General features: G+C 74.0%; 23 protein-coding genes and 2 tRNA genes. 8 read left to right on the forward strand and 17 right to left on the reverse strand.

The genetic code is table 11. The features are described from left to right. Window positions 1–18 precede the first annotated feature (18 nt). From AKI01S_RS31755 to AKI01S_RS31770, 4 genes are read right to left on the reverse strand one after another with little or no spacing between them, the layout of a single operon-like run. Window positions 19–1422 (reverse strand): ABC transporter ATP-binding protein, encoded by a 1404-nt coding sequence (locus tag AKI01S_RS31755; RefSeq protein ID WP_067825969.1) that lies wholly within the window; start codon window positions 1420–1422, stop codon window positions 19–21. Then, window positions 1419–2222 (reverse strand): ABC transporter permease subunit, encoded by an 804-nt coding sequence (locus AKI01S_RS31760; RefSeq protein ID WP_067825971.1) that lies wholly within the window; start codon window positions 2220–2222, stop codon window positions 1419–1421. Before AKI01S_RS31760 ends, AKI01S_RS31755 begins: the two co-directional genes overlap by 4 nt. After that, entirely contained in the window at window positions 2219–3160 is a 942-nt protein-coding gene (locus AKI01S_RS31765; RefSeq protein ID WP_084000449.1) for an ABC transporter permease, read from the reverse strand. The genes AKI01S_RS31760 and AKI01S_RS31765 overlap by 4 nt, the downstream gene beginning before the upstream one ends. Continuing rightward, entirely contained in the window at window positions 3145–4701 is a 1557-nt protein-coding gene (locus AKI01S_RS31770) for an ABC transporter substrate-binding protein (RefSeq protein ID WP_067825973.1), read from the reverse strand. The genes AKI01S_RS31765 and AKI01S_RS31770 overlap by 16 nt, the downstream gene beginning before the upstream one ends. Before the next feature lie 72 nt (window positions 4702–4773). Between AKI01S_RS31770 and AKI01S_RS31775 the strand changes: the two genes are divergently transcribed. From AKI01S_RS31775 to AKI01S_RS31790, 4 genes are all read left to right on the forward strand, one after another. Then, window positions 4774–6150: an MATE family efflux transporter gene (locus tag AKI01S_RS31775; protein WP_067825976.1), complete on the forward strand. Its 1377-nt coding sequence runs from the start codon at window positions 4774–4776 to the stop codon at window positions 6148–6150. Window positions 6151–6154: 4 nt separating this feature from the next. Further along, window positions 6155–6955: an SIR2 family NAD-dependent protein deacylase gene (locus AKI01S_RS31780; protein ID WP_067825978.1), complete on the forward strand. Its 801-nt coding sequence runs from the start codon at window positions 6155–6157 to the stop codon at window positions 6953–6955. Between the two features lie 142 nt (window positions 6956–7097). After that, complete coding sequence (locus AKI01S_RS31785; protein ID WP_067825981.1) at window positions 7098–7445, forward strand: histone-like nucleoid-structuring protein Lsr2; 348 nt, start codon at window positions 7098–7100, stop codon at window positions 7443–7445. Between the two features lie 15 nt (window positions 7446–7460). Beyond that, complete coding sequence (locus AKI01S_RS31790; protein ID WP_067825983.1) at window positions 7461–7793, forward strand: histone-like nucleoid-structuring protein Lsr2; 333 nt, start codon at window positions 7461–7463, stop codon at window positions 7791–7793. Window positions 7794–8061: 268 nt separating this feature from the next. Here the strand turns inward: AKI01S_RS31790 and AKI01S_RS31795 are convergent, their stop codons facing one another. From AKI01S_RS31795 to AKI01S_RS31820, 6 genes are all read right to left on the reverse strand, one after another. Continuing rightward, window positions 8062–8661 carry a snapalysin family zinc-dependent metalloprotease gene (locus AKI01S_RS31795; RefSeq protein ID WP_067825985.1) on the reverse strand — a complete coding sequence of 200 codons (600 nt, stop codon included), beginning with the start codon at window positions 8659–8661 and terminating at the stop codon, window positions 8062–8064. A gap of 80 nt (window positions 8662–8741) precedes the next feature. Next, window positions 8742–9482, reverse strand: coding sequence for a S1 family peptidase (locus AKI01S_RS31800; protein ID WP_067825987.1), 741 nt, complete (start codon window positions 9480–9482; stop codon window positions 8742–8744). A 422-nt stretch (window positions 9483–9904) separates the two neighbouring features. Beyond that, a tRNA-Val gene (locus tag AKI01S_RS31805) sits at window positions 9905–9976 on the reverse strand. Between the two features lie 234 nt (window positions 9977–10210). Further along, a tRNA-Val gene (locus tag AKI01S_RS31810) sits at window positions 10211–10282 on the reverse strand. Between the two features lie 85 nt (window positions 10283–10367). Further along, window positions 10368–11393 carry an ABC-2 transporter permease gene (locus tag AKI01S_RS31815; RefSeq protein WP_067825989.1) on the reverse strand — a complete coding sequence of 342 codons (1026 nt, stop codon included), beginning with the start codon at window positions 11391–11393 and terminating at the stop codon, window positions 10368–10370. A gap of 29 nt (window positions 11394–11422) precedes the next feature. After that, the gene (locus AKI01S_RS31820) at window positions 11423–11866 is read right to left on the reverse strand and encodes a TIGR02611 family protein (RefSeq protein ID WP_067825992.1); all 444 of its coding nucleotides are present in this window, start codon (window positions 11864–11866) and stop codon (window positions 11423–11425) included. 333 nt (window positions 11867–12199) lie between these two features. Here AKI01S_RS31820 and AKI01S_RS31825 point away from each other — a divergent pair, with 333 nt between their 5' ends. Further along, window positions 12200–12616 (forward strand): SsgA family sporulation/cell division regulator, encoded by a 417-nt coding sequence (locus AKI01S_RS31825; RefSeq protein ID WP_067825994.1) that lies wholly within the window; start codon window positions 12200–12202, stop codon window positions 12614–12616. 37 nt (window positions 12617–12653) lie between these two features. Here AKI01S_RS31825 and sthA read toward each other — a convergent pair whose 3' ends face one another. Beyond that, complete coding sequence (gene sthA / locus AKI01S_RS31830) at window positions 12654–14057, reverse strand: Si-specific NAD(P)(+) transhydrogenase (RefSeq protein WP_067825996.1); 1404 nt, start codon at window positions 14055–14057, stop codon at window positions 12654–12656. 66 nt (window positions 14058–14123) lie between these two features. Continuing rightward, window positions 14124–14753: a TetR/AcrR family transcriptional regulator gene (locus AKI01S_RS31835; RefSeq protein ID WP_245681864.1), complete on the reverse strand. Its 630-nt coding sequence runs from the start codon at window positions 14751–14753 to the stop codon at window positions 14124–14126. A gap of 118 nt (window positions 14754–14871) precedes the next feature. On the opposite strand from AKI01S_RS31835, the gene AKI01S_RS31840 reads away from it, so the two are divergent. From AKI01S_RS31840 to ppgK, 3 genes are read left to right on the forward strand one after another with little or no spacing between them, the layout of a single operon-like run. Continuing rightward, window positions 14872–15612 (forward strand): SDR family NAD(P)-dependent oxidoreductase, encoded by a 741-nt coding sequence (locus AKI01S_RS31840; RefSeq protein WP_067826000.1) that lies wholly within the window; start codon window positions 14872–14874, stop codon window positions 15610–15612. Then, window positions 15609–15932, forward strand: a complete 324-nt coding sequence (locus tag AKI01S_RS31845) for a DMT family transporter (protein WP_067826002.1) — start codon at window positions 15609–15611, stop codon at window positions 15930–15932. The genes AKI01S_RS31840 and AKI01S_RS31845 overlap by 4 nt, the downstream gene beginning before the upstream one ends. Window positions 15933–15972: 40 nt before the next feature. After that, complete coding sequence (gene ppgK / locus AKI01S_RS31850; RefSeq protein ID WP_067826005.1) at window positions 15973–16749, forward strand: polyphosphate--glucose phosphotransferase; 777 nt, start codon at window positions 15973–15975, stop codon at window positions 16747–16749. Here ppgK and AKI01S_RS52950 read toward each other — a convergent pair. The 5 genes from AKI01S_RS52950 to AKI01S_RS31875 all read right to left on the reverse strand — a co-directional run. Continuing rightward, on the reverse strand, window positions 16727–19666 hold the full coding sequence (locus tag AKI01S_RS52950) for a glycoside hydrolase family 38 N-terminal domain-containing protein (protein WP_067826007.1): 2940 nt from the start codon (window positions 19664–19666) through the stop codon (window positions 16727–16729). The genes ppgK and AKI01S_RS52950 overlap by 23 nt on opposite strands. After that, the gene (locus tag AKI01S_RS31860) at window positions 19657–20865 is read right to left on the reverse strand and encodes a CehA/McbA family metallohydrolase (protein ID WP_067826009.1); all 1209 of its coding nucleotides are present in this window, start codon (window positions 20863–20865) and stop codon (window positions 19657–19659) included. Before AKI01S_RS31860 ends, AKI01S_RS52950 begins: the two co-directional genes overlap by 10 nt. Beyond that, entirely contained in the window at window positions 20862–21914 is a 1053-nt protein-coding gene (locus AKI01S_RS31865; protein ID WP_067826011.1) for an ABC transporter ATP-binding protein, read from the reverse strand. Before AKI01S_RS31865 ends, AKI01S_RS31860 begins: the two co-directional genes overlap by 4 nt. Beyond that, a complete protein-coding gene (locus AKI01S_RS31870) occupies window positions 21914–22747 on the reverse strand; it encodes a carbohydrate ABC transporter permease (RefSeq protein WP_067826012.1) in 834 nt (277 codons plus the stop codon). The genes AKI01S_RS31865 and AKI01S_RS31870 overlap by 1 nt, the downstream gene beginning before the upstream one ends. Continuing rightward, window positions 22747–23610 (reverse strand): carbohydrate ABC transporter permease (locus AKI01S_RS31875; protein WP_067826014.1); only part of this gene is annotated, 864 nt, incomplete at its 5' end. The genes AKI01S_RS31870 and AKI01S_RS31875, both read right to left, overlap by 1 nt.

Below are 23610 nucleotides of genomic sequence, written 5' to 3' on the forward strand. Positions count from 1 at the left end.
TCCCGCGGGTGGGGAGCCCTAACCCTGGGGAGGGGCGAGGATCTCGGTGGTGGGGCCGAGGGTTGTGATGTGGCCGGTGTCCATCGTGGCCACCGTGTCGGTGTGGGTGGCCACCAGGTTCAGGTCGTGGCTCACCAGGAGCAGGGACAGGCCGCGTTCGTCCCGCAGTGCCGCCAGCAGGTTCATGACCGACTCGGCGGTGGCGGGGTCCAGGGCCGAGGTCACCTCGTCGCAGATCAGCACGTCGGGGTCGGCGGCCAGGGCGCGGGCGATGGAGACGCGCTGGCGCTGGCCGCCCGACAGCTCGTGCGGGTGGCGTTCGGCCAGGTCGGCGGGCAGGCCCACCTGGTCGAGCAGGTCGGCGACGCGGGCGGGGACGTCGGTGGCGCGGCGGTGCAGGCGCAGCGGGCGGGCCAGGGTCGCGCCGACCGTGCGGGACGGGTTGAGCGCGCCCAGGGGGTCCTGCGGGACCAGCTGGAGGCGGCGGCGGTGGGCGCGGGGGCGGCGGTGGGCGCGGACGGCCAGGGGTTCGCCGTCCAGCGCGATCGTTCCGGCGGTGGGGCGGTGCAGGCCGACCAGGGTGCGCACCAGCGTGGTCTTCCCGCAGCCCGACGGGCCGATCAGGCCGAGGGACTCCCCGCGCGCCAGGTCGAGGCCGACGTCGTGGAGCACCGGCCGCCTGCCGAACGCGGCGCTCACGCCCCGCGCCGACAGCAGCGCCTCCCCCGGCTCCGCGGGCCGGGACGCGCCGGTCGGCGGTGTGCGGGGGGCCGTCGCGCGCAGCTCCACGACGTCGTCGGCCAGGCGTTCGACCAGGTGGGGGTCGTGGCAGGTCAGGACGACGGCCATGCCGCGGCGTTCGGCCAGGTCGCGCAGGAGGGCGGCGATGTCGTCGCGCAGCGCGGGGTCCAGCCCGGCGGTGGGCTCGTCCAGCAGCAGCACCTCCGGGTCGCGCGCCAGGGCGCGGGCCAGGGCGACGCGGCGCTGCTGCCCTCCCGACAGCGCGCCGGGGCGGCGGCGTTCCAGGCCGTCCGGGAGGCGGACCTCGGCCAGCAGCCGGGGCACCGCCGAACGGTCGGCCGCGAGCTCGCCCACCAGCGCGCGGACCCGCATCCGGGGGTTGAGCTGGGAGCCGGGGTCCTGGCCCACGTGCCCGAGGCGGTGCCGCCGCAACGCGCGCAGCTCGGCGGCGGGCAGGGCGAGCACGTCGTGGCCCAGCACCTCCACCCGCCCCGACTCGCAAACCGCTCCGGAAGGCAGCATCCCGGCGGCGGCGCGCAGGAGGGTGGTCTTGCCGCAGCCGGACGGGCCGGTCAGCGCCGTCACCCGCCCGCGCCGCGCGGTCAGCGTCCCGCCTTCGAGGAGCGGGCGTCCCCCGACCGTGACGGTCAGTTCCTCCACCCGTACCGCTACGTCGTTCACAGGACCCCGGTCTCCTTCCGGGCCGCGCGCGGGGCCAGCGCGTCCGCGGCGAGGTTGACGCTGACGGCCAGCAGGCCGACGGCCAGGCTCGGGGCGAGCACGGCCCAGGGGTTGAGCAGGACGCCGGCGGTGTTCTCGCGGATCATCAGCGCCCAGTCGGCGGCGGGCGGCTGCGGGCCGATCTGCAGGAACCCGGCGGTGGCGACCAGGTACACCGCCGCCACGAACCGCAGCCCGAACAGCGCCAGCAGCGTGGCGCGCAGGTTCGGCAGCACCTCCCGCCACACCAGGTGCCACAGTCCCTCGCCGCCCGCCACGGCGGCCTCGACGTAGCCGGACGCGGCGACCGGCGCGGCGGCCCCCGCCACGAACCGCACCGCGTAGGGAACGCCCAGCAGCAGCGCCACCGCCACGACCGCGACCCGGCCGCCGCCCTCCCACGACAGGGCGATCAGCAGCACGCCCAGCACCGGCGGCAGCAGCATGAGGACGTCGGCGGCGCGGTCCACGGCGCGGCCCACCGCCGGGCGCAGCGCCCCGGCCGCGCCGAGCGCGCCCGCGGCGGCGGTGACCAGCGCCGCCACCAGCAGCGAGGTGAGGATCAGGTCGCGGCCGCCGTGCAGCAGGCGGCTCAGCACGTCGCGGCCCAGCTGGTCGCCGCCCAGCGGCGCCGCGCCGGTGGGCGTCCCGTAGGGGGCCGTGACCGGGGCGTCAATGGGGTGCGGGGCCAGCAGCGGCCCGGCGACCGCCAGGACGACCAGGACGGCCGCGGGCGTCACCCGCAGCGCCGCGCGGTTCATGCCCGGCCTCCCTCGAAGCGCGCCCGCACCAGGTCGGCGAGCAGCAGGACGCCGGTCACCACCGCGCCGGTCACCGCGACGACCCCGGCGACCAGCGGGGCGTCGCGGTCGCCGACCGCGCCCGTCAGCAGCGTCCCGATGCCGGGGTGGTTGAAGACGGTCTCCACGACGACCGCGCCGCCGAACAGCATCCCGGTCGAGGTCGCCAGGCCCGCCGCGATCGTCGGGAGCGCGCCGGGCAGCAGGTGGAACAGCAGCACCCGGCGCGGCGGCAGCCCGTCCAGCACGGCGGTCTCCAGGTGCGGGGCGCGGGCCTGGTCGGCGAGCGCGGCCCGCACGATGCGGGTGTTCCAGCCGATCTGCGGGACGGCCAGCGCCAGCACCGGCAGCACCAGCATCGACGGGTCGGCGACGCCGCCGTCCGCGCCGGTGAGGGTGACCGCCGGGAACCAGCCCGTCCACGACGACAGCACCAGCAGCAGCCCGACCGCCACCACGAACTCCGGCAGCGCCAGCACCGCCGTCGCCGACGCCGTCACCCCCCGGTCGGCCGCGCCGCCCGGCCGGGCCGCCGCCCAGCAGCCCAGCGCGACCGACACGACGGCGGTGACCAGCAGCGCCAGCCCGCCCAGCAGCAGCGTCTGCGGGAACGGCCCGGCCAGCAGCGCCGTGACCTTCTCCCCGCGCGCCGACATGCCGAGGTCCCCGGTGGGCAGCCCCGACATCCAGTCCCAGAACCGCACGGCCAGCGGCCGGTCCAGGCCCAGCAGGCTCCGCCGGGCGGCCAGGTCGGCGGCGGTCTCGCCGCGTTCGGAGGTCGCCCTGGCGGCGTCCCCCGGCAGCAGCTCGACCGCCGCGAACACCAGCGCCAGCAGCGCGGCCAGCATCAGCACGCGCTGGAGGACCAGGCCGCCGGCACGGGTCAGGACGCCAGCCATGCCCGCTCGAGCTGGACGCGCCCGTACCCCGGCAGCTTCGGCAGGCCGCGCACCTTGGGCCCGGCCAGGTCGATGCCGTCGGCCACGCCCCACAGCAGGTAGCCCGACCGCTCGTGCTGGATCTTCTGGACCTCGGCGAGCGCGGCCCGGCGCCGGGCGGCGTCGCGTTCGCCGGTCGCGGCGCGGTAGGCGGTGTCGAAGTCCTCGTCCTTCCAGCCCGCCTCGTTCTGCCCGGCGTCCGGCAGCATCGTCTTGCTGGCCAGGAACAGCACCGAGTCGTTGGTGCCCCAGTAGGTGGTGTAGAGCGGGGCCTTCAGCCAGGTTCTGTCCCAGAACGCCGCCGACTCCTGCTTGACGACCTTGACGTTCACCCCGGCCTCGCGGACCTGGGTGGCGAACAGCGTCGCCGACTCGGCCAGCCCGGCGATGTCCTCGGTGGTGAACAGCTCGTAGGTGGCGTTCGTGTCGAACTCGGCCTCGGCCAGCAGCGCCTTGGCGCGGGCGAGGTCGCGGGCGCGCTGCGGGACGGCCGAGCCCAGGTAGGCGGGGTCGGCGGTGCCGAGGATGTCGTTGCCGACCTGGCCGTAGCCGCTGAGGACCTGGTCCACCATCGCCTTGCGGTCGACCGCCAGCCGCAGCGCCTCGCGCACGCGCGGGTCGGCGAACGGCCCGTCGGCGGTGCGCATCACGACCGGCATCGCCATGTCGCCGGGCCGCCGTACCGTCTGGATGTCGCGGCGCGACCCGGCGACGCGCGCGGCGACCGGGCCGACGTTGGAGGCCACGTCGATCTGCCCGCCGAGCAGCGCGTTGGCCATCGCCTGCGGGGTCGCGAAGATCTTCACCTCGATCGCGTCGAGGTGCGGCCTGCCGCCGTGCCAGTGGTCGTTGCGGACCAGGCGGGCGTTGCCGTCGCGGAACCACTCCAGCTTGAACGGCCCGGTGCCGTTGCCCTTGACCAGGTCGGCGTCCCTGGTGTCCTTCTTCAGCACGAACGTGGTGAGGCGCGTCAGCAGCGGCAGTTCGGCGTTCGGGTGGTCGGAGACCAGCACGACCGTGTCCGGGCCGTCGGCGCGGATGCCCTCGGCGCGGATGCCGGGCAGCCGGGACGCCCCGGCCGGGGTGGCGCGCAGCCGCTTGAGCGACCACACCACGTCCTCGGCGGTGACCGGCGAGCCGTCGTGGAACCTCGCGCCCTGCGCCAGCGTGAACCGCCAGGTCCTCAGGTCCTCCGACGGCTCCCAGCGGGTGGCCAGGCGCGGCGCGGTGACGGCGCCCGAGCCGCCGGGCACGGTGAGGGTGTCGAACAGCAGCGCCAGGATGAGGTAGTCGCTCTCGTTGGTCTGCGTCCCGTGCGGGTCGCGGGTGATGGCGTTGGGGCGGCCGAGCGCGCCGACCCGCAGCACGCCGCCGGTGCGCGGTCTGTCGTTCGCGCCGCCCCGCGCGGGCGCGCCGTCCGCGCCGCCGCCGCATCCCGCCAGGAGCGCCGCGGCTCCCAGACCGCCGCCGACCGCCAGCAACCGGCGCCTGCTCACGTCCACTTCGGACCTCTGTTTTCGTTCATGCCCGGACAGGGGGAATCCGTTAGGTTTGGCTACCCTAACGTGGTACGCATGCGTTCCTCCCCCTGGCTCCGCGACACCCGCGCGCTCGCCGCGCTGGCCGTCCCCCTGGCCCTGACCCAGCTCGCGCAGGTCGCCCTCACCACCACCGACACCGTCCTGCTCGGGCTGCTCGGAACCCAGGCGCTGGCGGCGGGCGGGCTGGCGATGGTCATCTTCAACCAGCTGCGCACCATGGGCGTCGGGCTCGTCACGGCGGTCGGCAACCAGGTCGCCGCGACCGCCGCGCGCGGGGAGAACGGCGCCGCCGACACCGACGCGGAGATCCGCGACCTGGTGCGCGGCGCGCTGGCGCTGTCGACGCTGGCGGGCCTGGCCGGCGCGGTGCTGATCGTGCTGATCGGCGAGGCGGTCGGGCTGCTCGGGCAGGACCCGGCCGTGGTGGACGCGGCGCGGCCGATGGTGTGGGCGCTGGCGCCGGGCCTGGTGCCCTGCCTGTGGTTCCAGGCGATCCGGCAGTTCACCGTCGGGATGCGCCGCCCGCAGGCGCTGCTGCGCATCACGCTCGCCTCGATCGTGGTGAACGCCGTCCTCGACTGGGGCCTGATCCACGGCACGTGGGTGCTGCCGGAGCTCGGCATGGCGGGCATCGGCGTGGGCACCTCGCTGGTGTACCTGCTGTCGCTGCTGGCGCTGTACGCCTCGGCGCGCCGCGACCCGGCGCTCGCTCCGCTGCTGGACGCGCGGGTGTGGCGGACGCGCCCGGCGACGCTGCGGCGGCTGACCCGGCTGGGCGTGCCGATCGCGGCGACCTACGGCTCGGAGGCCGGGTTCTTCTCGGTGGTGGCGCTGCTGGTGGGCGCGTTCGGCGCCACCGCGCTGGCCGCGCACACCGCCGTCAACCAGCTCGTCTACGTCGTCTTCCAGGTGTCGGTCGGGCTGTCGCACGCCGCGTCGCTGGGGGTGAGCCGGGAGATCGCGCTCGGCCGCGCCGACGCCGCGCGCCGCGTCGCCCGCACGGCGCTGGCGTGCGCGGTGCTGGTGATGGCGCTGGTCGGCGCGGTGTACCTGGCGGCGCCGCGGCTCGTGCTCGCCCCGTTCTTCGAGGGGGAGGTGCCGGGCGTCGCGGTCACGCTGCTGGCTGTCGCGGCGCTGCTGCAGTTCTTCGACTGCGCGCAGAACATCGGCGTCGGCCTGCTGCGCGGCCTGGACGACACCGGCGGCGGCTTCCGCATGACCCTGGTCGGCTACTGGCTGGTCGGCCTGCCCGCCGCCTGGCTGCTGGCGCACCCGCTGTCCCTGGACACCCCCGGCGTCTGGCTGGGCCTGGTCACCGGGCTGGCGGCCACGGCCGGGCTGCTGCTGCGCCGCTTCCTGCGGCGCACCGCAAAACCTGTCGCCGCCGAGGGACTGCCCTCCGTACCTTGACGCCATGAACCCCATCGACGCCAGGAACGCGGACGTCCCGGCCTGGGCGCGCGGCGTCACGCGCGTGGCGGTCCTGACCGGCGCGGGCATGTCCACCGACTCCGGCATCCCCGACTACCGGGGGCCGGAGGGCCTGTGGACGAAGGACCCGTCGCTGGCCGGGCTGTTCACCCGCGAGCGGTTCCTCACCGACGCCGAGGGGCGGCGGCGCTTCTGGCGGGTCTACGCCGGGATGCGCCGCGACGGCGTGCGGCCGAACGTCGCGCACGAGGCGCTGGCCAGGCTGGACGCGTCCGGTGTCGCCGTGCGCGTGCTCACCCAGAACATCGACGGCCTGCACCAGAAGGCGGGACTGGCCGCGCGCAAGGTGCTGGAACTGCACGGCAACATGGCCGAGGCCGAATGCACGCGCTGCCCCGCCAGGGAGCCGATCGGCGCGGTGTTCGACCGGATGGCGGCCGGGGAGGACGATCCGGCGTGCCGGTCGTGCGGCGCCGTGGTGCAGCCGTCGATCGTGATGTTCGGGCAGTTCCTCGACCGGGACGTGCTGTCGCACGCGGCCGCCATCGCGCGGGCCGGCGGCCTCTTCCTGGCGGTCGGCAGCTCGCTGACCGTGGAACCCGCCGCCGGGCTGTGCGCGGTGGCCGTGGAGAGCGGCGCGACCCTCGTCATCGTCAACCGCGATCCGACCCCCTACGACCACCTGGCCGCCGAGGTCGTGCGGGAGCCGGTCGGCGTCGCGCTGCCCCGCATCTGCGACGCCATCATTTGCGACCGAAAAGCCGGATCTATAGGCGGGACATAAACATCGTCGGCGGAAGTGAAGAACATCACAATTGGCGAAGTCCCGCCGGAGCCGCCCGGCTGTCGCGTCCGCACCAACGAGGGCCCGGAATCCGCTACGGTCAAGGTCGCCGCGTCGGCAACGGAAGGAAGACACCACACACATGGCCGAGAAGGTCATTCGCGTAGACGACATCGACGGCTCCGAGGGAAGCGACGTCTCCAAGCGGGACTTCGAGGTTCTCGGGCGGACGTTCACGATCGACCTGAGCGACGACAACCACAAGCGTCTGGTCGAGACGCTGGAGACGCTCAACCTGTTCGTCGAGCACGCCACCGAGGTCAAGGCCGCCCGGAAGGGCCGCAAGTCGACCAGCGCCGTCAAGCTCAAGGGCTACACCAACGCCGACGTCCGCGAATGGGCGATGAGCAACGACATCGAAGTCACCGAACGTGGCAAGATCTCCGATGAGGTCTATGCTGCATTCATCGAGGCTCACCCGGACGCATAGCAAAGAGGTCCCCGCATGGCACAGAAGGTCGAAGTCCTTCTCGTCGACGACATCGACGGCGGAGAGGCGGACGAGACGGTCAGCTTCTCCCTCGATGGAATCACTTACGAGATCGATCTGAGCAAGGAGAACGCCGCCAAGCTCCGCAAGGAGTTCGAGCCGTTCGTCGCGCACGCCCGCAAGGCCCGCAAGGTCGGGGCCCGTCCCGGGCGCGGGACGACCCGCACCGCCGGCACCCGCGAGCGCTCGGCCGAGATCCGCGAATGGGCGAAGTCCCAGGGGATCAAGGTCAACGAGCGGGGCCGCATTCCGCGCGACGTGATCGAGAAGTACGAGGCCGCCCACTAGTCCGGGCGTGCGCCGCTTCCCCAGGGGCCGGGTGATTCGTTCACCCGGCCCCTTTGCGTGCGTATCGGACCGTGCCGCCGCGGGGCCATTGGTAGATCATTTGTCAGGGATTCCGGTAAGGCCGGCCGGCCGGGACCGGGAAAGGCCCGCCCCGCCGGGCGTCCCGATCTCCGGCCTCCGTTCCGGCGGGGTCGGGGAATGCCGGCCGCCCTGTCAAGGCACGGCATTCCCGTCTTTCCCACCGGCGGCCCCGGAATGGCCGCCCCGGTCAACGGGCCGAGGCGGGCACCCGTTCGGTGATGGTGACGCCCGGCGTGACGCCGGAGACGCCGAATTGGAAGTTGCGCTCCACCTCGGCGATCTCGGCGGCGTTCGGATTGGGGTTACGGCACGACGTTCCGGCGCTGGCGCCCGACATCAGATCCGAGCAAAGGCCGGTACGGCGGTCGGGAAGACCGAGGATGTGCCCGAGTTCGTGGCTGGCGATACGCAGCGCGTAATGGCCCTGCGCGGTGGCCTGACGGCCCATCCACACCCTTCCGCGGCCCAACCCGGCGGGCTGGGCGCGGGGCCATCCGTTGTCGGCGTACACCACGACGTCGGCGGGCGTTCCGGCGACGAACCGCACGTTGCGGACGTGCTGGTTCCAGATCTGCGCGCCCTGGTCCACGACCGTGCGGAACTCGGCGGCGCGGCTGGCGTCGTACCGGATCACGCGCACCGCGGCGGGCGCGGCCTGCGAGCGTTCGCCGGACGACGCGGACGGCGCCGGCGGCGCGGCCTGGGCGGGGGCGGTCATCGCCCCGGTGGCCAGGGCGGCGCCCAGCAGCGCGCCGCCCAGTGTTCTCGACAGCCTGGATACGTGCATGGGGGGACCTCCGGTGTTCGGCGGGGAGGCGTCCGCCGCCAGGGCCGAGGCGGCGGACGCCGAGCGGGGTGGGAGCCGGATCAGCGGGCGGACGCGCCGCTGCCGATGATCTGCTGGATGCGCGTGCGGTAGGCGGTCACGTCGCCGTAGATCGCCGGGGAGACCGCGCACGTCCCGGCCGTTCCGCGGCTGGTCGCGCCGACCAGCTGCCACGCGCCGGGCCCGCCGATCAGGGCCGGGCCGCCGGAGTCGCCGTAGCAGGCGCCCCGGCCGCCGCCGCCCTGGATGCACAGCTCGGTCGCGGCGCTGATGCCCGAGCAGGAGGAGTCGCTGATGATGCGGGTGTCGAGCTGGCGCAGCCCGACCGGCGCGGGTCCGCAGCCGCGCGTCGCGCACGTCTGGCCCCAGCCCAGCAGCCGGGTGGCCGAGCCGACCGGCGCGCTGGTCGCGATCTGGATGGGACCGGTGGTGACGGGGCTGGCCAGGCGCAGCAGCGCCACGTCGCTGCCGACGACCTGCCGGGCGGCGACGCGGGCGACCTGGCCGCCGGAGGTGCGGTTGGTGGTGCCGACGCGGACCTGGTACGGCGTCCCGCAGTGCGCGGCGGTGACGACCCAGGTCGGCGCGACCAGCGAGCCGCCACAGGTGTGGCTGCCCGAGGCGCTCTGCAGCGACGCCATGAACGAGTACGTCTCGGTCGCGGGCACCCCGCCCACGATCTTCGGGCTGGGCGGCGGGGTCGGCTCGGCGTTGGCCACGGAGGTGCCCGCGAGCGTGACGACGGCGGCGGGCAGGACGGCCAGCAGATGACGTTTCCTCACGAGGGGGTGTCCCTTCACTGAAGCGGGGGTGAAACGTGCTGACCGCAGGGCCCTGTCGGTCTGTCGGTCCCGGCGCCTCGGTGGGTGCGGCCGGGATCGATGGACCGACTATCGACCGTTGGGACGGAATTGGCCACCTTTGGGCAGTGACGAAGCCCGATCCTGATGGACCAACAGAAGGCCGCCGCCCCGGTCCACCTGCGAGGACGGCGGGCGGCGTGAGCCGAACTTGAAGGTCGTCAGTTTTTCGGGAGCTTCCCGAACGTCATCGAAGAGCGGCGCCCGGCCCCGGGAACGCCGAAGGCCGGCTCCGTCTCCGGAACCGGCCTTGTGGTCACCTTCGGGGGTTCGGGGGTCGCCCCCCGAAAAACACCGCGGGCCACCAGGAAGGCGCGAAGCGCCGACCATGATGGCCCGCCACGTGGGCGATACTGGGTTCGAACCAGTGACCTCTTCGGTGTGAACGAAGCGCTCTCCCACTGAGCTAATCGCCCTCGGTCCGTCTTCCCGCCCCCGTTGGGGCGTTCCGACAGGAAAACTTTAGCGCATCCCGGGGCCTCCTCGTGCCGCCGGAAGAGCTGCCTGGTCAGGGCCTCGGGAACGCCGAAGGCCGGCTCCGTCTCCGGAACCGGCCTTGTGGTCACCTTCGGGGGTTCGGGGGTCGCCCCCCGAAAAACACCGCGGGCCACCAGGAAGGCGCGAAGCGCCGACCATGATGGCCCGCCACGTGGGCGATACTGGGTTCGAACCAGTGACCTCTTCGGTGTGAACGAAGCGCTCTCCCACTGAGCTAATCGCCCTCGGTGCGTCCTCCCGCCCCTGCTGGGGCGTTCCGACAGGAAAACTTTAGCGCATGACGTGAGCGGTTCGCGCAGGGAAAAACGGTCAGCGCGGGGCCGCGTGCGCGGGGGTGGCGGTGCGGCCGCCGGGGTGGCGGTGCCGCCAGATGACGAACACGACGGTGGAGACCAGCGCCCACGCCCCCAGGGTGAGGAACGGCGTCGCGTGCTGGTGGCCCTGGAAGTAGATGGCGGTGTGCTGGGCGCTGACCGAGGCGCCGGGCGGCAGCCAGCGTCCGATCTCGCCGAGCGGGGACGGCAGCAGGGCCCAGGAGACGGCGCCGCCGGAGGAGGGGTTGCCGACCAGGACCATCAGGCCCCAGGTGGGCAGCATCGCCCAGCGTCCGACGAGGGTGTTGAACATGGTGAAGACCATGCCGCTGGTGAACATGGTGAGCGCCAGGATGGACCAGGACTCGGGCACCGGCAGTCTCAGCACGCCGAGCAGCCCGTCCACGACGGCGACGATGGCCCAGGAGCCGAGGGCGGCGTAGGCGGCGGTGAACGCGACGCGTTCGGCGGGTCTGAGGGCCCTGGCGTGCACGCTGAGCTGGATCGCGCCGACGAACCCGATGATCACGGCGGCCAGCGAGATGTAGAAGATCGCCAGGCCCTGCGGGTCGGTCGACTGGAGCGGCCGGACGTCGCGGACCCGGACGGCGGGGTCGGCGTGCCGGGCGGCCTGGGTGAGCAGGCGGGCCACCGAGGCCCCGGCGGCGCCGGCGACGTCCACCTCCGAGCCGTCGAAGACCGCGAAGACGGTCTGCTCCTCGACGCCGCGCAGGGCGGCGGCGCGGTCGGGGTAGCGGTGGACGACCAGGCTGGCGCCCAGTTCGCGGCGCATGGCCGCCAGCAGGCGCTGCGGCGGGTCGCCGGTGACCGCGACCGGGATGCGGTGCGGGCCGGGGTTCGCCATGGCGTAGGTGTAGGTGCCGGCGAACAGCCCGGCGGCCGCGGCCAGGATGAGCGTCAGCACCACCGCCGGGACGAACGGCGACCCGCGGAACGCCGCCCAGTGCTCCCGCGGGGTGCGGCGCCGGGCGTGGGGATGTCTCCGCGGGTCATCGCGCATGCCCTCACGTTAGGTGACGGCGCGCTCACTCACTTCCAGGGGGTCCAGTCCTGGATGTCCCAGGGGAGTTTGAAGTCGTAGACCATCAGGTAGGCCACGACCGCCGCGCCGACCAGGATGCCGCCGACGACGCCGAGGATGACGTTGCGGCGCTTGGCCTTCGGGTCGAGGGCCTTCTCCTTGGCGCGTTCGGCGGCCTTCTTGGCGTGGTGCAGGGCGCGCTGGGCCCAGGCGAACTCGGTCGCCAGGATCGCCAGGCCGACGACGATGCCGAGGATGCCGGGACCGGGGGCCACCATCATGACCAGGCCGCCGATCAGGACGGTCACGCCGACGGTGAAGACCCCGATCCGCCAGGTGGTGTTCAGCAGCGGGTTGCGCCGCACGTACTCGCGGAAGCGTCCCAGCCGACCGTGCGCGGGCAGTTGGTCCACCGGCGCGGGCGGTGCTTCCTTTTCATGCTCTGTCGCCACGGAAATCACCCTACGCCAGAGTGGTGCGGAGAACGTGCGAGAGGCCCGTTTTCTGCGGGCAATAGGAGCACTCCGATCTTCACACAGAAGGGGTGGCGGCGTCCCGGAGACTTCTTGATCAGCCCCGCCGTGTTGGGGGAAATGACCTTGTTTGCCCAGGTCAGGGGGCGCTTTCTGGCGAGTGAGATAGATCACACTCGGGGGTGGCGGCGGAATGTTCCCACATCTCGCACCAGTTACGCGTCATAGATCGCGGGGACATCCGTGGGAGGGAGTGAAGCGCCCACCCGGAACGCCCGCGAGTTCGCGGGACCGACGTCAGAAGGAATGGCCATGAACAGCAGCACGACCGTCTCAGCCGAGCTTGGCCTCCGCCTCGTCGTCCCCGACCGCACGACCGTCCCCCTGCTCGCAGGCCTGGAGTACGCGGCCGACGACCCGTACGCCATCCGCATGGCCTTCTACGTCGGCGACGACGAGCCGGTGGAGTGGATCTTCGCTCGCGAACTTCTCACTGTCGGCATCGTGCGCAGGGTCGGGGACGGGGACGTGGAGGTCTGGCCCGCCGAGGACGACGACGACATCCTGAACATCGCGCTGTCCTCCCCGTTCGGGGACGCGCTGTTCGAGGCGCCCCTGTCGCCGCTGGCCGAGTTCCTGCACCGCACCTACCAGGCGGTGCCGGCCGGCCAGGAGACCGAGTTCATCGACATCGACGCCGAGCTGGAGCACCTGCTCTGGTCCTCCTGACCCCCGGCGTCCCGACCCCCGGCGTCCGCACCGGCGCTCACTCCGACAGCCGGGCGATGTGCCGCATCTTGTTCATCGCGTCCAGCGCCGCCACCTTGTAGGACTCGGCCAGCGTCGGGTAGTTGAACACGGCGTTGACCAGGTAGTCCACGGTCCCCCCGCAGCCCATGACGGTCTGCCCGATGTGCACCAGTTCGGTGGCCCCCGTCCCGAAGACGTGCACGCCGAGCAGGGACCGGTCCTCCGGCGACACCAGCAGTTTCAGCATCCCGTAGGAGTCGCCGATGATCTGGCCGCGGGCCAGCTCCCGGTAGCGGGAGACACCGACCTCGAACGGCACCTTGGCCTCGGTCAGCTCGTCCTCGGTGCGCCCGACGAAGCTGATCTCGGGGATCGTGTAGATCCCGATGGGCTGGAGCTCGTGCATGCCCCACACCGGGTCGCCGCAGGCGTGGTGGGCGGCCAGCCGTCCCTGCTCCATGGAGGTGGCGGCCAGCGCCGGGAAGCCGATCACGTCGCCGACGGCGTAGATGTGCGGGACCTCGGTGCGGTAGTACTCGTCCACCTGGATCCGGCCGCGCGGGTCGGCGGCGAGCCCGGCGGCCTCCAGGTGGAGGTCGTCGGTCATCCCCTGCCGTCCGGCCGAGTACATGACGGTGTCGGCGGGGATGCGCTTGCCGCTCTCCAGCACGGTGATCGCGCCGCGCGAGGTGCGTTCCACGGCGGCGACGGTCTCCCGGAACCGGAAGGTGACCGCCAGGTCGCGCAGGTGGTACTTGAGCGCCTCGACGATCTCCAGGTCGCAGAACTCCAGCATCCGCTCGCGCCGCTCCACCACGGTGACCTTGGTGCCGAGGGCGGCGAACATCGAGGCGTACTCGATGCCGATCACCCCGGCGCCGACCACCACCATCGTCTCGGGGATGCGGTCCAGGTGCAGGATGCCGTCGGAGTCGATCACCGTGCGCTCGTCGAAGGCGACCGAGTCGGGGCGGGCCGGACGGGTCCCGGTCGCGATCACGACGCGGTCGGCGGTGACCTTGTGCTCGCGGCCGTCCTCGCCGGTCACCCCGATCTGGTCGGGGGCCAGGAAGCGGCCGGTGCCGGGCAGGACGGTGACGTGGTTGCGGGCCAGCTGGCTGCGGATCACGTCGACCTCGCGGCCGATCACGTGCTGGGTGCGCATCCCGAGGTCGGCGACCGTGATCTCCTCCTTGACCCGGTAGCTCTGCCCGTACAGCTCGCGCTGGTTGAGCCCGGTGAGGTACAGCACCGCCTCGCGCAGCGTCTTGGACGGGATCGTGCCGGTGTTGATGCACACACCGCCGATCATGGTGCGGCGGTCCACGATGGCCACCCGGCGGCCGAGCTTGGCGGCGGCGATGGCCGCGCGCTGCCCGCCGGGGCCCGAGCCCAGGACGAGCACGTCGAAGTCGCTCACGTTCCCCAGTGTGACCCGTGGGGGTCGTCCACATAAGGGCTCGTCCGGAACGTCCCGGCAAAGGGCCTATGCCGGACAGATCCCGTGCAGCATCGCGTCCAGGCCCGCCTTCACGCGGTCCAGGTCCATGCCGAGGACGCGCCGCTGGTACAGGAACAGGTTGGCGGCCAGCGGGGCCAGCAGGGCGTCGGCGAGGTAGACCGCGTCGGCGCCGGGACGGAGCCGGGCGACCAGCATCGCCAGGTGCATGCGGTAGAGGGCGTAGGAGCCGTCGTTGAAGCGCGCGTAGGCCGAGTCGGTCTCGGCCGCCAGCAGCAGGTCGGCCTGCTCCTCGGTGCGGTCGGCCAGCGCGTGCAGGAACGCCCGCAGCCGCTCGGCCGGGGCGGCGCCGGGGCCCAGCGGCGGCGGCCCGGCGAGGAAGCCCCGCTGGAACGCCCGTTCCCGGTCGTCGATGACCGCGTAGACCAGGCTCGCGCGGTCCCCGAAGCGCCGGTACACGGTGCCGACGCCGACGCCCGCCGCCCGCGCCACCTCGTCCATCGACAGCGCGTCGACGCCGCGCGTGGCGATCACCTCGGCGGCGGCGGCCAGGATGCGGCGGCGGTTGCGCACGGCGTCGGCGCGTTCGGGCGGCGGCCCACCGGCGATCGGCAGGACGCGGCGCCCGCCGGGCGGGTCGCTCACCGGTGCGTTCACGCGCCCAGCCTAGCGAAACGGAACGTTCTCCCTTTCTCCCTTGCCATTCGGAGAGTTCTCCGCTTAGCCTCGCTCCAAGAATAAAACGGAAAGTTCTCCGCTTACTTCGGGAGTACGGATGGCAGAGTTGAAGGGCAAGGTCGCCCTGGTCACCGGCGGCAGCAGGGGCATCGGGGCGGCGATCGCGCTGCGCCTGGCGCGCGACGGCGCGGACGTGGCGCTGACCTACGTGGCGGCCGCCGACCGGGCCGCCGCCGTCGTCGCGGAGATCGAACGCCGGGGCCGCCGGGCCCTGGCGATCCGGGCCGACTCCGCCGACCCGGGCGCGGTCACCGCCGCGGTCGAGCGGACGGCGGCCGAGCTCGGCGGGCTCGACATCCTGGTCAACAACGCCGGGATCGCCCCCTACGGCCCGCTGGAGGACGCCCGGCTGGAGGACCTGGACCGGGCGCTGGCGATCCATGTGCGGGCGGCGTTCGCCGCCGCCCAGGCCGCCGCCCGCCACCTGCCGCCCGGAGGACGGATCATCAGCATCGGCAGCAGCCTGGTCGAACGCGTCCCCGACCCGGGCTGGACGCTGTACGCCACCAGCAAGGCGGCGCTGGTCGGGTTCACCCGGGGGCTGGCCCGCGACCTCGGCCCGCGCGGCATCACCGCCGTCCTCGTCCACCCCGGCTCCACCGACACCGACATGAACCCCGCCGGCGCGCCCGAGGCCGAGGCCGAACGGCGGCACACCGCGCTCGGCCGCTACGCCGACCCGGACGACGTCGCCGCCACGGTCGCGCACCTGGCCGGTCCCGGCGGCGCCTACGTCACGGGCGCGTCGATCCTGGTGGACGGGGGTGTCGCGGCGTGAGAACGGCATGGATCCTGCTGGTGGTGGCGGCCCTGCTGGAGCTGGTCTGGGCGACCGCGCTCAAGCAGTCCCACGGCCTCACCCGGCCGTGGCCGACGGTGATCGGCCTGGCGGTGGCGCTGGTCAGCGTCGTGGTGCTGTCGGTGTCGCTGCGGGAGCTGCCGGTCGGCACGGCCTACGCGGTGTGGGTCGGGCTCGGCTCGGTGGGCGTGACGGTGGTGGGCATCCTGGCGCTGGGCGAGAGCGCCTCGCCGGGACGGCTGGCGTGCATGGCGCTGATCCTCGCGGGCGTCGTCGGGCTGCGCGCGGCCGAGGGCTGAGCGTTCTTTAGATCGTGGGGAACGGGGCAGATCCCTGAGCATGAGCATGCTGGGCATCGACTTCGGCGGATCGGGGATCAAGGGCGCACCGGTCGACCTGGGGACCGGGGAGTTCATGGCGGAACGGCTGCGGATCGACACCCCGCGGCCCGCGTCGCCGCGGGCCGTGGCGCCGGTGCTGGCGGAGATCGCCGGGCACTTCGGCGGGGACGGGCCGATCGGGGTGACCTATCCGGGCGTCGTCGTCGACGGGGTGACGCTGTCGGCCGCCAACGTCGACAAGGAGTGGATCGGCACCGACGCCGAGGCGCTGTTCGCCGAGGCGACCGGGCGGCCGGTGACCGTGCTGAACGACGCCGACGCCGCCGGGATCGCCGAGATGCGCCTGGGGGCCGGGCGCGGCCGCACCGGCACGGTCGTGGTGCTGACGCTGGGCACCGGGATCGGCAGCGCCCTGTTCACCGACGGGGTGCTGGTGCGCAACACCGAGTTCGGGCACCTGGAGCTGCGCGGCGAGGAGGCCGAGGCGCGGGCGGCGGCGCGGGTCCGCAAGGAGCAGGACCTGACCTGGGAGGAGTGGGCGCACCGGCTCAACGCGTACCTGGCGCACCTGGAGATGCTGCTGTCCCCCAAGCTGGTCATCCTGGGCGGCGGGGTGAGCCGCAAGGCCGACCGGTTCGTGCCGCTGCTGGAGGGGCTGCGGACCGAGGTCGTCCCGGCCGCGCTGCACAACCACGCCGGGATCGTGGGCGCGGCGATGGCCGCCGACGCCGCCCACACCGCCGTCACCGAGGTCAGGCCCGCAGGCGCATGGTGACGATCTCCCACGGGAGCATCGGCAGCCGCACCGCGCCGCCGGCCACCGCCAGGTCCTCGCCGGGCCGTCCGAGCAGGTCGGTGCGCACGGCCCGGCCGAACGCGCCGCTCAGCACCGCCACGGTCGGCTCGGGCGTCTCGGCGACCAGACGCACCTCGGTCCAGCCGTCGCGGTCGCGCAGGGCCGACAGCACCACACCGGTCCCGGAGACGGCCAGACCGGCGCGGGCGGGCGGCAGCGCCCCGCCGCCGGGCCCGTACCCCTCGGCGGTCAGCGGTTCGTGCCGGTACTCCTCGGCGGCCGCGAGCACCTCCTCGCCCGGCCGGTCGCCCGCGTAGGGCAGCACCGCCAGGCTGAAGGCGTGCTCGCCCCGGCACTGCGCCCGCGGCGTGGGCAGCTGGGGACCGGCGGGCTGGTCGCGGTGGGCGTTGCGGTCGCGCGACAGGTAGCCGACCGAGCGCAGCAGCGTCACCGCCAGCTCGTTGTCGACGATCTCGTACTCGGCCGGGTGCTCCAGCAGCGCCGCCAGGCCGCCCGCCGCGACGAAACCGGAGGCGGGGAAGGTGGGGACCGGGCGTTCCCCGAACCCGCCCTCGGCGGTCAGCCCGCGTTCGACGACCGCGAACTGGCCCTCGGCGAACGACGACCCCGCCCGGCGCGGCAGCGGCAGGTGCAGCCGCACCCGGTGGTCGGCGCAGCGGTTGTCGAACGCGACGCCCAGCCGCAGGAACGGTTCCCCCGCCCGCAGCTCCACGCGGGTGACGACGGCCGTCCGCTCGGTCGCCTCCGAACGCGCGTCGCGCGCCGCGTCCCCGGCGGCGGGCCAGCGGTAGGTCCGCACCACGTCGAGCGCCGCCACCAGGGGTCCCGTCCACACCGCCCCCACCCGGACCGCTTCCGGGACGTCGACCAGCAGGTCGCGGGCGGGCGGGGCGTGGTTGTAGGTGTCGCCGAGGTCGCCGCCGTCCACCAGCCGCGCCAGCCCCTCGGCCGTCCGCCCGTCGGGCGTGCGGAGGGTGAGGGTGCCGTCGTCCCGGATCTCGACGCGCAACAGACCGTTGTCCAGCACACGCCCCTCGACACGAACAGGCGCGCCAACCGGCACAACGTCCCCCACAACGCCGCCCACAACACTGCCCACGCCGCCGCCCACGCCACCGCTCGTGGCGCCGCTTGCAGTGTTGCTCGGGGTGCCACCCGGGATGCCGCCCGGGATGCCGCTTTCGGTGCCACTCGTGGTGGCGCCGCTCGTGGCGCCGCTTGCAGCGTTGCTCGAGGTGCCGCCCGGGATGCCGCTTTCGGTGCCTCCCGGAGTACCGCCCACGGTGCCGCTTTCGGTGCTGCTCGGGGTGCTTTTCGTGATGGGGCGTACGGCGGTGAGGCCCAGGGGTGGCATCTCCACCAGGGCCGCGACGGTGTGCCGGGGTTCGGCGATGATCCGGACCCGCCACTCCCCCTCCGCGTCGCCGAGGGCGGCGCGCACGTCGGCGATGTCGAACGGCGTGTCCGCGTGCCGCGCGACCTGGAACGTCAGCGTCCCCTCCTCCACCGACCAGAGCCTCACCCGCTGCCCGAACAGCACCCGCCCGTAGACGCGTTCCAGGACCAGCGGCAGGTCGGCGGCCGGGTGCATCGCGTCGTCCAGCACGGTCGGCGCCGACTCCAGGACCTGCGTGGCCAGCAGCCGTCCCGCCGGGTCCTCCAGGGTGAGCGGGGCGTCGCCGGGGACGTCCAGCACGACCAGCGCGGTGCGGCGGCGCGGGGTCGGGTTGAAGACCAGGTGGCCGCCGGCGGGCACGGCGGCGGCCGGGCCGGAGGTGACCAGGTCGCACACGGCGCGGCCGAGCTGCTCGGCCTCGGCGGTGCGGGCGGCGACCTGTTCGGCGGTCTCGTCGCTGCCGCAGCCGGTCACCGAGTCGTGGCAGCTCACCTCGACGATCCGCCGCCAGGCCATGTCCAGGAACCGGCGCGCCGACTCCGGCCACCACAGCGCGTCCAGGGGCTCGGCGTAGCGGGCGGTGAGGCGTTCGGCGCGGCCCATGGCCTGCTTGAGCGGGACGCGCGCCGACAGCACGCCCGGCAGGATGTTGGCGCGGGCGTGGGAGCGCAGCTCGCCGCGCACGCGGGTCAGCCCGGTCACGTCGGCGGGCTCGCCGGCGAGGAACCCGGCGAGGGTGTCCAGCCGCACCGGCAGCCCGGCCCCGGCGAGCCGGTCGGCCAGGTCGGGGACGGGCGCGGCGTGGTCGGACCCGTACATCGCCAGCAGCGGGCCGCCCTCGGGACGCCAGGCGCGCATGCGCTCGGCCAGGTCGGCGGCGCGGCGCGGCAGCAGCGCGGGGTCCTCCAGCAGGGAGGCGGCGTTGCCGTAGCCGCCCTCGGGCAGGTACTGGGTGCGCACCACGCTGCCGTCCGGGGCCTCCCACGCGAACGCCGAGGCCGTCACGGCGGCGGGCACGCCCCGCCACACGCAGGCGTGCGCGATCCCGGCGCGCCGCAGGATCTGCGGCATCTGCGCGCAGTGCCCGAACTGGTCGGGCAGGTAGCCGACCATCATCGCCGCGCCCAGCGCGTTCGCGCGGGCGACGCCGAGTTCGAGGTTGCGGACGATGGTCTCGCCGGAGCACAGGAACTCGTCGTGCAGGATCTGCCACGGCCCGACCGCCAGGCGGCCCTCCCGCACCAGGGCGGCGACGCGGTCGCGGCGCTCGGGGCGGATCTCCAGGTAGTCGTCCACGGCGGCCGTCTGGCCGTCGAGGGTGAAGTGCCAGCGCGGGTCGCGCTCCATCCGGTCCAGGACCTCGTCCAGCAGCGCGACCAGCCGCAGCCGGAACCGCTGGAACGGCAGGTACCACTCGCGGTCCCAGTGCGTGTGCGGGACGACGACCAGCGGCCCCGGCGCGGGATCGGTCAGCCGCATAGCGCGATCACCTCGTTCCGGTCGGTCTCCAGGTGGTGCATGCCGGGCCCGGCGGGGAACCGGACGCGGGCGCCGCGCACGACGCGCCGCCGCCCGTCCGGCCCGATCAGCACGGTCCCGTCGGCGTCCAGCGCGAGCACCTCGTCGCCGAGCCGCAGCAGCACCGGCGCGTCGCGGCCGGTGGAGACCGCGGTGCGCCCGGCCCGCAGCGCGCCCATCACGTCGGCGTCGCCCTCGGAGCGTTCGGCCAGCACCCAGGTGGTGGGCTCGCCGAGCCGCTGGAACTGGTCGGGCGCGTGCCAGTCGCTGCCGCCGAGCGGCACGACGCCGGGCCGCCACAGCTGCGCCCAGGCCAGCGGCGCGCCCCAGGTGCGGTCCCACCAGGAGGCGTGCCAGATCTCGGCGTGCCGGGGGCGTCCGTCCCCGGGCAGGGGGTGCCGCCAGGCGCAGTCGCCGCTGAGCGGATGGTTGATCGACATGACGCCGCCGCGCGCGGCGGCGTGCGCGGCCCACTCGGCGGCGGGGCGGCGGAAGTCGACCCAGCCGACGTCGCCGAACACGTTGGCGTGGCCGAGGTCGGTGGTGACCTCCTGGCCCGGCACCAGCGCCACGCCCATGCGCGCGCCGGCGGCGGGCAGCTCGGGGTGGTGGCTGACGGTGTTGTGGTCGGTGACGGCCAGGTAGTCCAGGCCGCGCCGGACCGCGAGGGCGGCCAGCTCGGGGACGGTCATCTTCCCGTCGCTGTGCACGGTGTGGGAGTGCAGGTCCCCGGCCAGCCAGCGCGTCCCGGACGGGGCGGGCAGGTCGCGGCGGGGCGGGCGCTCCGGCGGCGGCAGCGGCGGGTCCTCGGGCGGGGCGGGCGCGGTGCCGGACAGCTCGACGGTGACGGCGTAGGGGACCCCGTCGGGCGGGATGCGGTGCAGGCCGAGCCAGACGTGCCACTCCCCCGGTTCGAGCTCGCCGGGCAGGTAGCCGGGCGTCGCCCAGCCGGCGGTGATCGTGTACTCGCTCCGCGCGCCGCCCGACCAGCCGCGGAACCCGTCCGGGCCGCCGCAGCCCAGGTCGAGGACGCCACCCTCGTGGCGCAGCCGGACCGTCAGCGCGGCCGTGCCGGGCGGGACCTCGAACGGCAGGTGGCGGGGCGTGCCCGCGATCCGGTCCTCCAGCGTCCAGCGGCCCTGGTGGGTGGTGGTCGTCACGCGACCGCCTCCTCCGCCGCGCCGACCAGTTCCCCGTCGCGGTACAGCAGGGCGCGGCCGGGCCGGGGGCGGGCCCACCCGCGCGCGCCGGGCCGGGGTTCGCGCTCCTCGCCGACCACCACGTGCACCAGCTCTCCCGCACCGCCGTCCCTGCCGAGTTCGAGGGTCACCAGGGAGGTACTACCCAGGTTCTCCACGACGGCGACACGGCCGGCGAACGCGCCGTCGAGCGGTTCGTCGGAGTAGTCCAGGTACTCCGGCCGCACCCCGTACACCAGGTCGTCCCCGGCCGTCGCCAGGCCGGGCGCGGCGCGGGCGGGCAGCAGGTTCATCGGGGTGGAGCCGATGAACGAGGCGACGAACAGGTTGGCGGGGCGGCGGAACACCTCGCCGGGCGTGCCGACCTGCCGGATCCGCCCGCCCTCCATCACGGCCATGCGGTCGGCCATCGCCAGCGCCTCGGCCTGGTCGTGGGTGACGAACACGGTGGTGACGCCCAGCTCGTTCTGGAGGCGCTTGAGGAACGTGCGGGCCTCCAGGCGCAGCCGGGCGTCGAGGTTGGACAGCGGCTCGTCCAGCAGGAACACCCGGGGACGGGCCGCCATCGCGCGGGCGAGCGCGACGCGCTGCTGCTGGCCGCCCGACAGCTCGCCGGGGCGGCGGCCCAGCAGTCCGTCGAGGCCGAGTTCGGCGGCGACGCCGGCGGCGGCCGTGCGGCGTTCGGCGCGCGGGACCCTCCGGACGCGCTGCGGGTAGGCGATGTTGTCGGCGACGTCCATGTGCGGGAACAGCGCGTAGTCCTGGAACACCATGCCGACGTCGCGGCGGCCCGGCGGCAGGCGCGTGACGTCGGCGCCGCCGATGCGGACCTCGCCGGAGGTGGCGGTCTCCAGTCCCGCGACGGTGCGCAGCAGCGTTGTCTTGCCACAGCCGGACGGGCCGAGCAGCGCGAAGAACTCCCCGTTGCGGATCTCCAGGTCGAGCGCGTCGAGCGCGCGGACGCCGCCGGGGTAGACCTTGGTGAGCGCGTGCAGGGTGATGCCCGCCATCAGTGTTTGATCCCTCCGTGGAAGCGGAACCCGTAGCGGCGGCTCACGAACAGGTACATCGTGACCACCGGCAGCGCGTACAGCAGCGAGAACGTCGACAGCAGCGGCAGGTCGGCCTGGCCGCCCTCGGTGTAGAACGTGTACATCACCACCGCCGCCGGGGCCTTGTCCGGATCGCGCAGCAGCAGGAACGGCATGAGGAAGTCGCCCCACACCTGCGCGACCGTCCACACCGTGACCGTCGCCAGGCCCGGCCGGATCACCGGCGCGACCACGTGCCGCAGCACCTGGAGCGGGGTCGCGCCGAACACCCGCGCGGCCTCCTCGTAGGACGGCGGGGTGGCGTCGGTGAAGTCCTTCAGGATGAAGATCGCGGTGGGCAGCAGGCCGCCGGTCAGCACCAGCACCACGCCGAGCCGCGTGTCGATGAGGTGCAGGTGGAACGCCAGCAGGAACACCGGCACCATCGCGGCCGTCCCGGTGATGATCGACGACAGCAACAGCAGCAGGTACAGCAGCGCGTCGCGGCCGGGCACGCGGACCCGGCTGAGCGCGTAGGCCGCCAGCGCCGCCGCCGTCACCACCAGCGCGGCGGTCCCGGCCGCCAGCAGCGCCGAGTTGCGCAGCGACGCCAGCGCGTAGGGGTTGTCCAGCAGCGCGCGGAAGTTGTCCAGGGTGAACCGCGGCAGCGACGCGCTGATCTGCGGGTCGCGGTCGAACGGGGCCGACGCCAGCCACAGCAGCGGCAGCGAGAAGAACCCGAGCACCGCCGACACGAACACCGCGACACCGATCCGGTGCAGCACCGCCCGGGCGGGCGTGGCGCGGGCCATCAGGGGGTCCTCCGGCGTTCGCGCAGCGCCCGCAGGTACAGCAGGGCGATGACCAGGTTGATGAGGATCATCACCAGGGAGACGGCCGCGCCGAAGCCGAGGCGGCCGTCGCCGAGCGCGGTCCGGTACACGTACACCGACATGATCTCCGAACGGTGGTCGGGGCCCCCGGCGGTCAGCAGGAACGGCGTGAAGTCGTTGAACGTCCACAGGCTGACCAGCAGCAGGCTCGTCAGCATGTGCCCGCGGATCCGCGGGAACACCACGTCGCGCAGCGTCTGCCAGGACGAGGCCCCGGCCAGGCGCGCGGTCTCCAGGTGGGAGGGCGGAACGTTCCCGAGGGCCGAGCCGTACAGCATCATCGAGAACGCGGTGCCGCGCCAGACGTTGAACACGATGACGCAGGCCATCGGGTGGTCCAGCAGCCAGGCGGTGCCGGGGGTGCCGAGCAGGGCGTTGAGCGTCCCGGCGTCGCGGTCCAGCAGCGCCAGCCACAGGAACGCCACCACCGAGCCCGGCAGGATCCACGCCAGCAGCACCAGCGCCTCCACCGTCCGCCGCACCGGGCCGGAGCGGTCGCGCAGCACCCACGCCAGCGCGAACCCCAGCACGGTCTGGCCGAGGACCGCCGAGCCCAGCACGAACTGGAGCGTCAGCCACAGCGACCGGTGGAACTCCCCGTCGCCGAGCGCGCCGAGGTAGTTGTCCAGGCCCACGAACCTCGGGTCCTCGGCCTGCGCCCCGGTGAGCCGGTAGTCGGTGGTGCCGAGGTACAGCGTCCACAGCGCCGGGAAGACCAGGAACACCGCCACGAGCACCAGCGCGGGCGCGACGAACGCGGCCGCCCGCGCCCTGCCGAGCCC

Origin of the sequence: Actinomadura kijaniata NBRC 14229, assembly GCF_001552175.1 — a bacterium.
Classification (GTDB): Bacteria; Actinomycetota; Actinomycetes; order Streptosporangiales; family Streptosporangiaceae; genus Spirillospora; species Spirillospora kijaniata.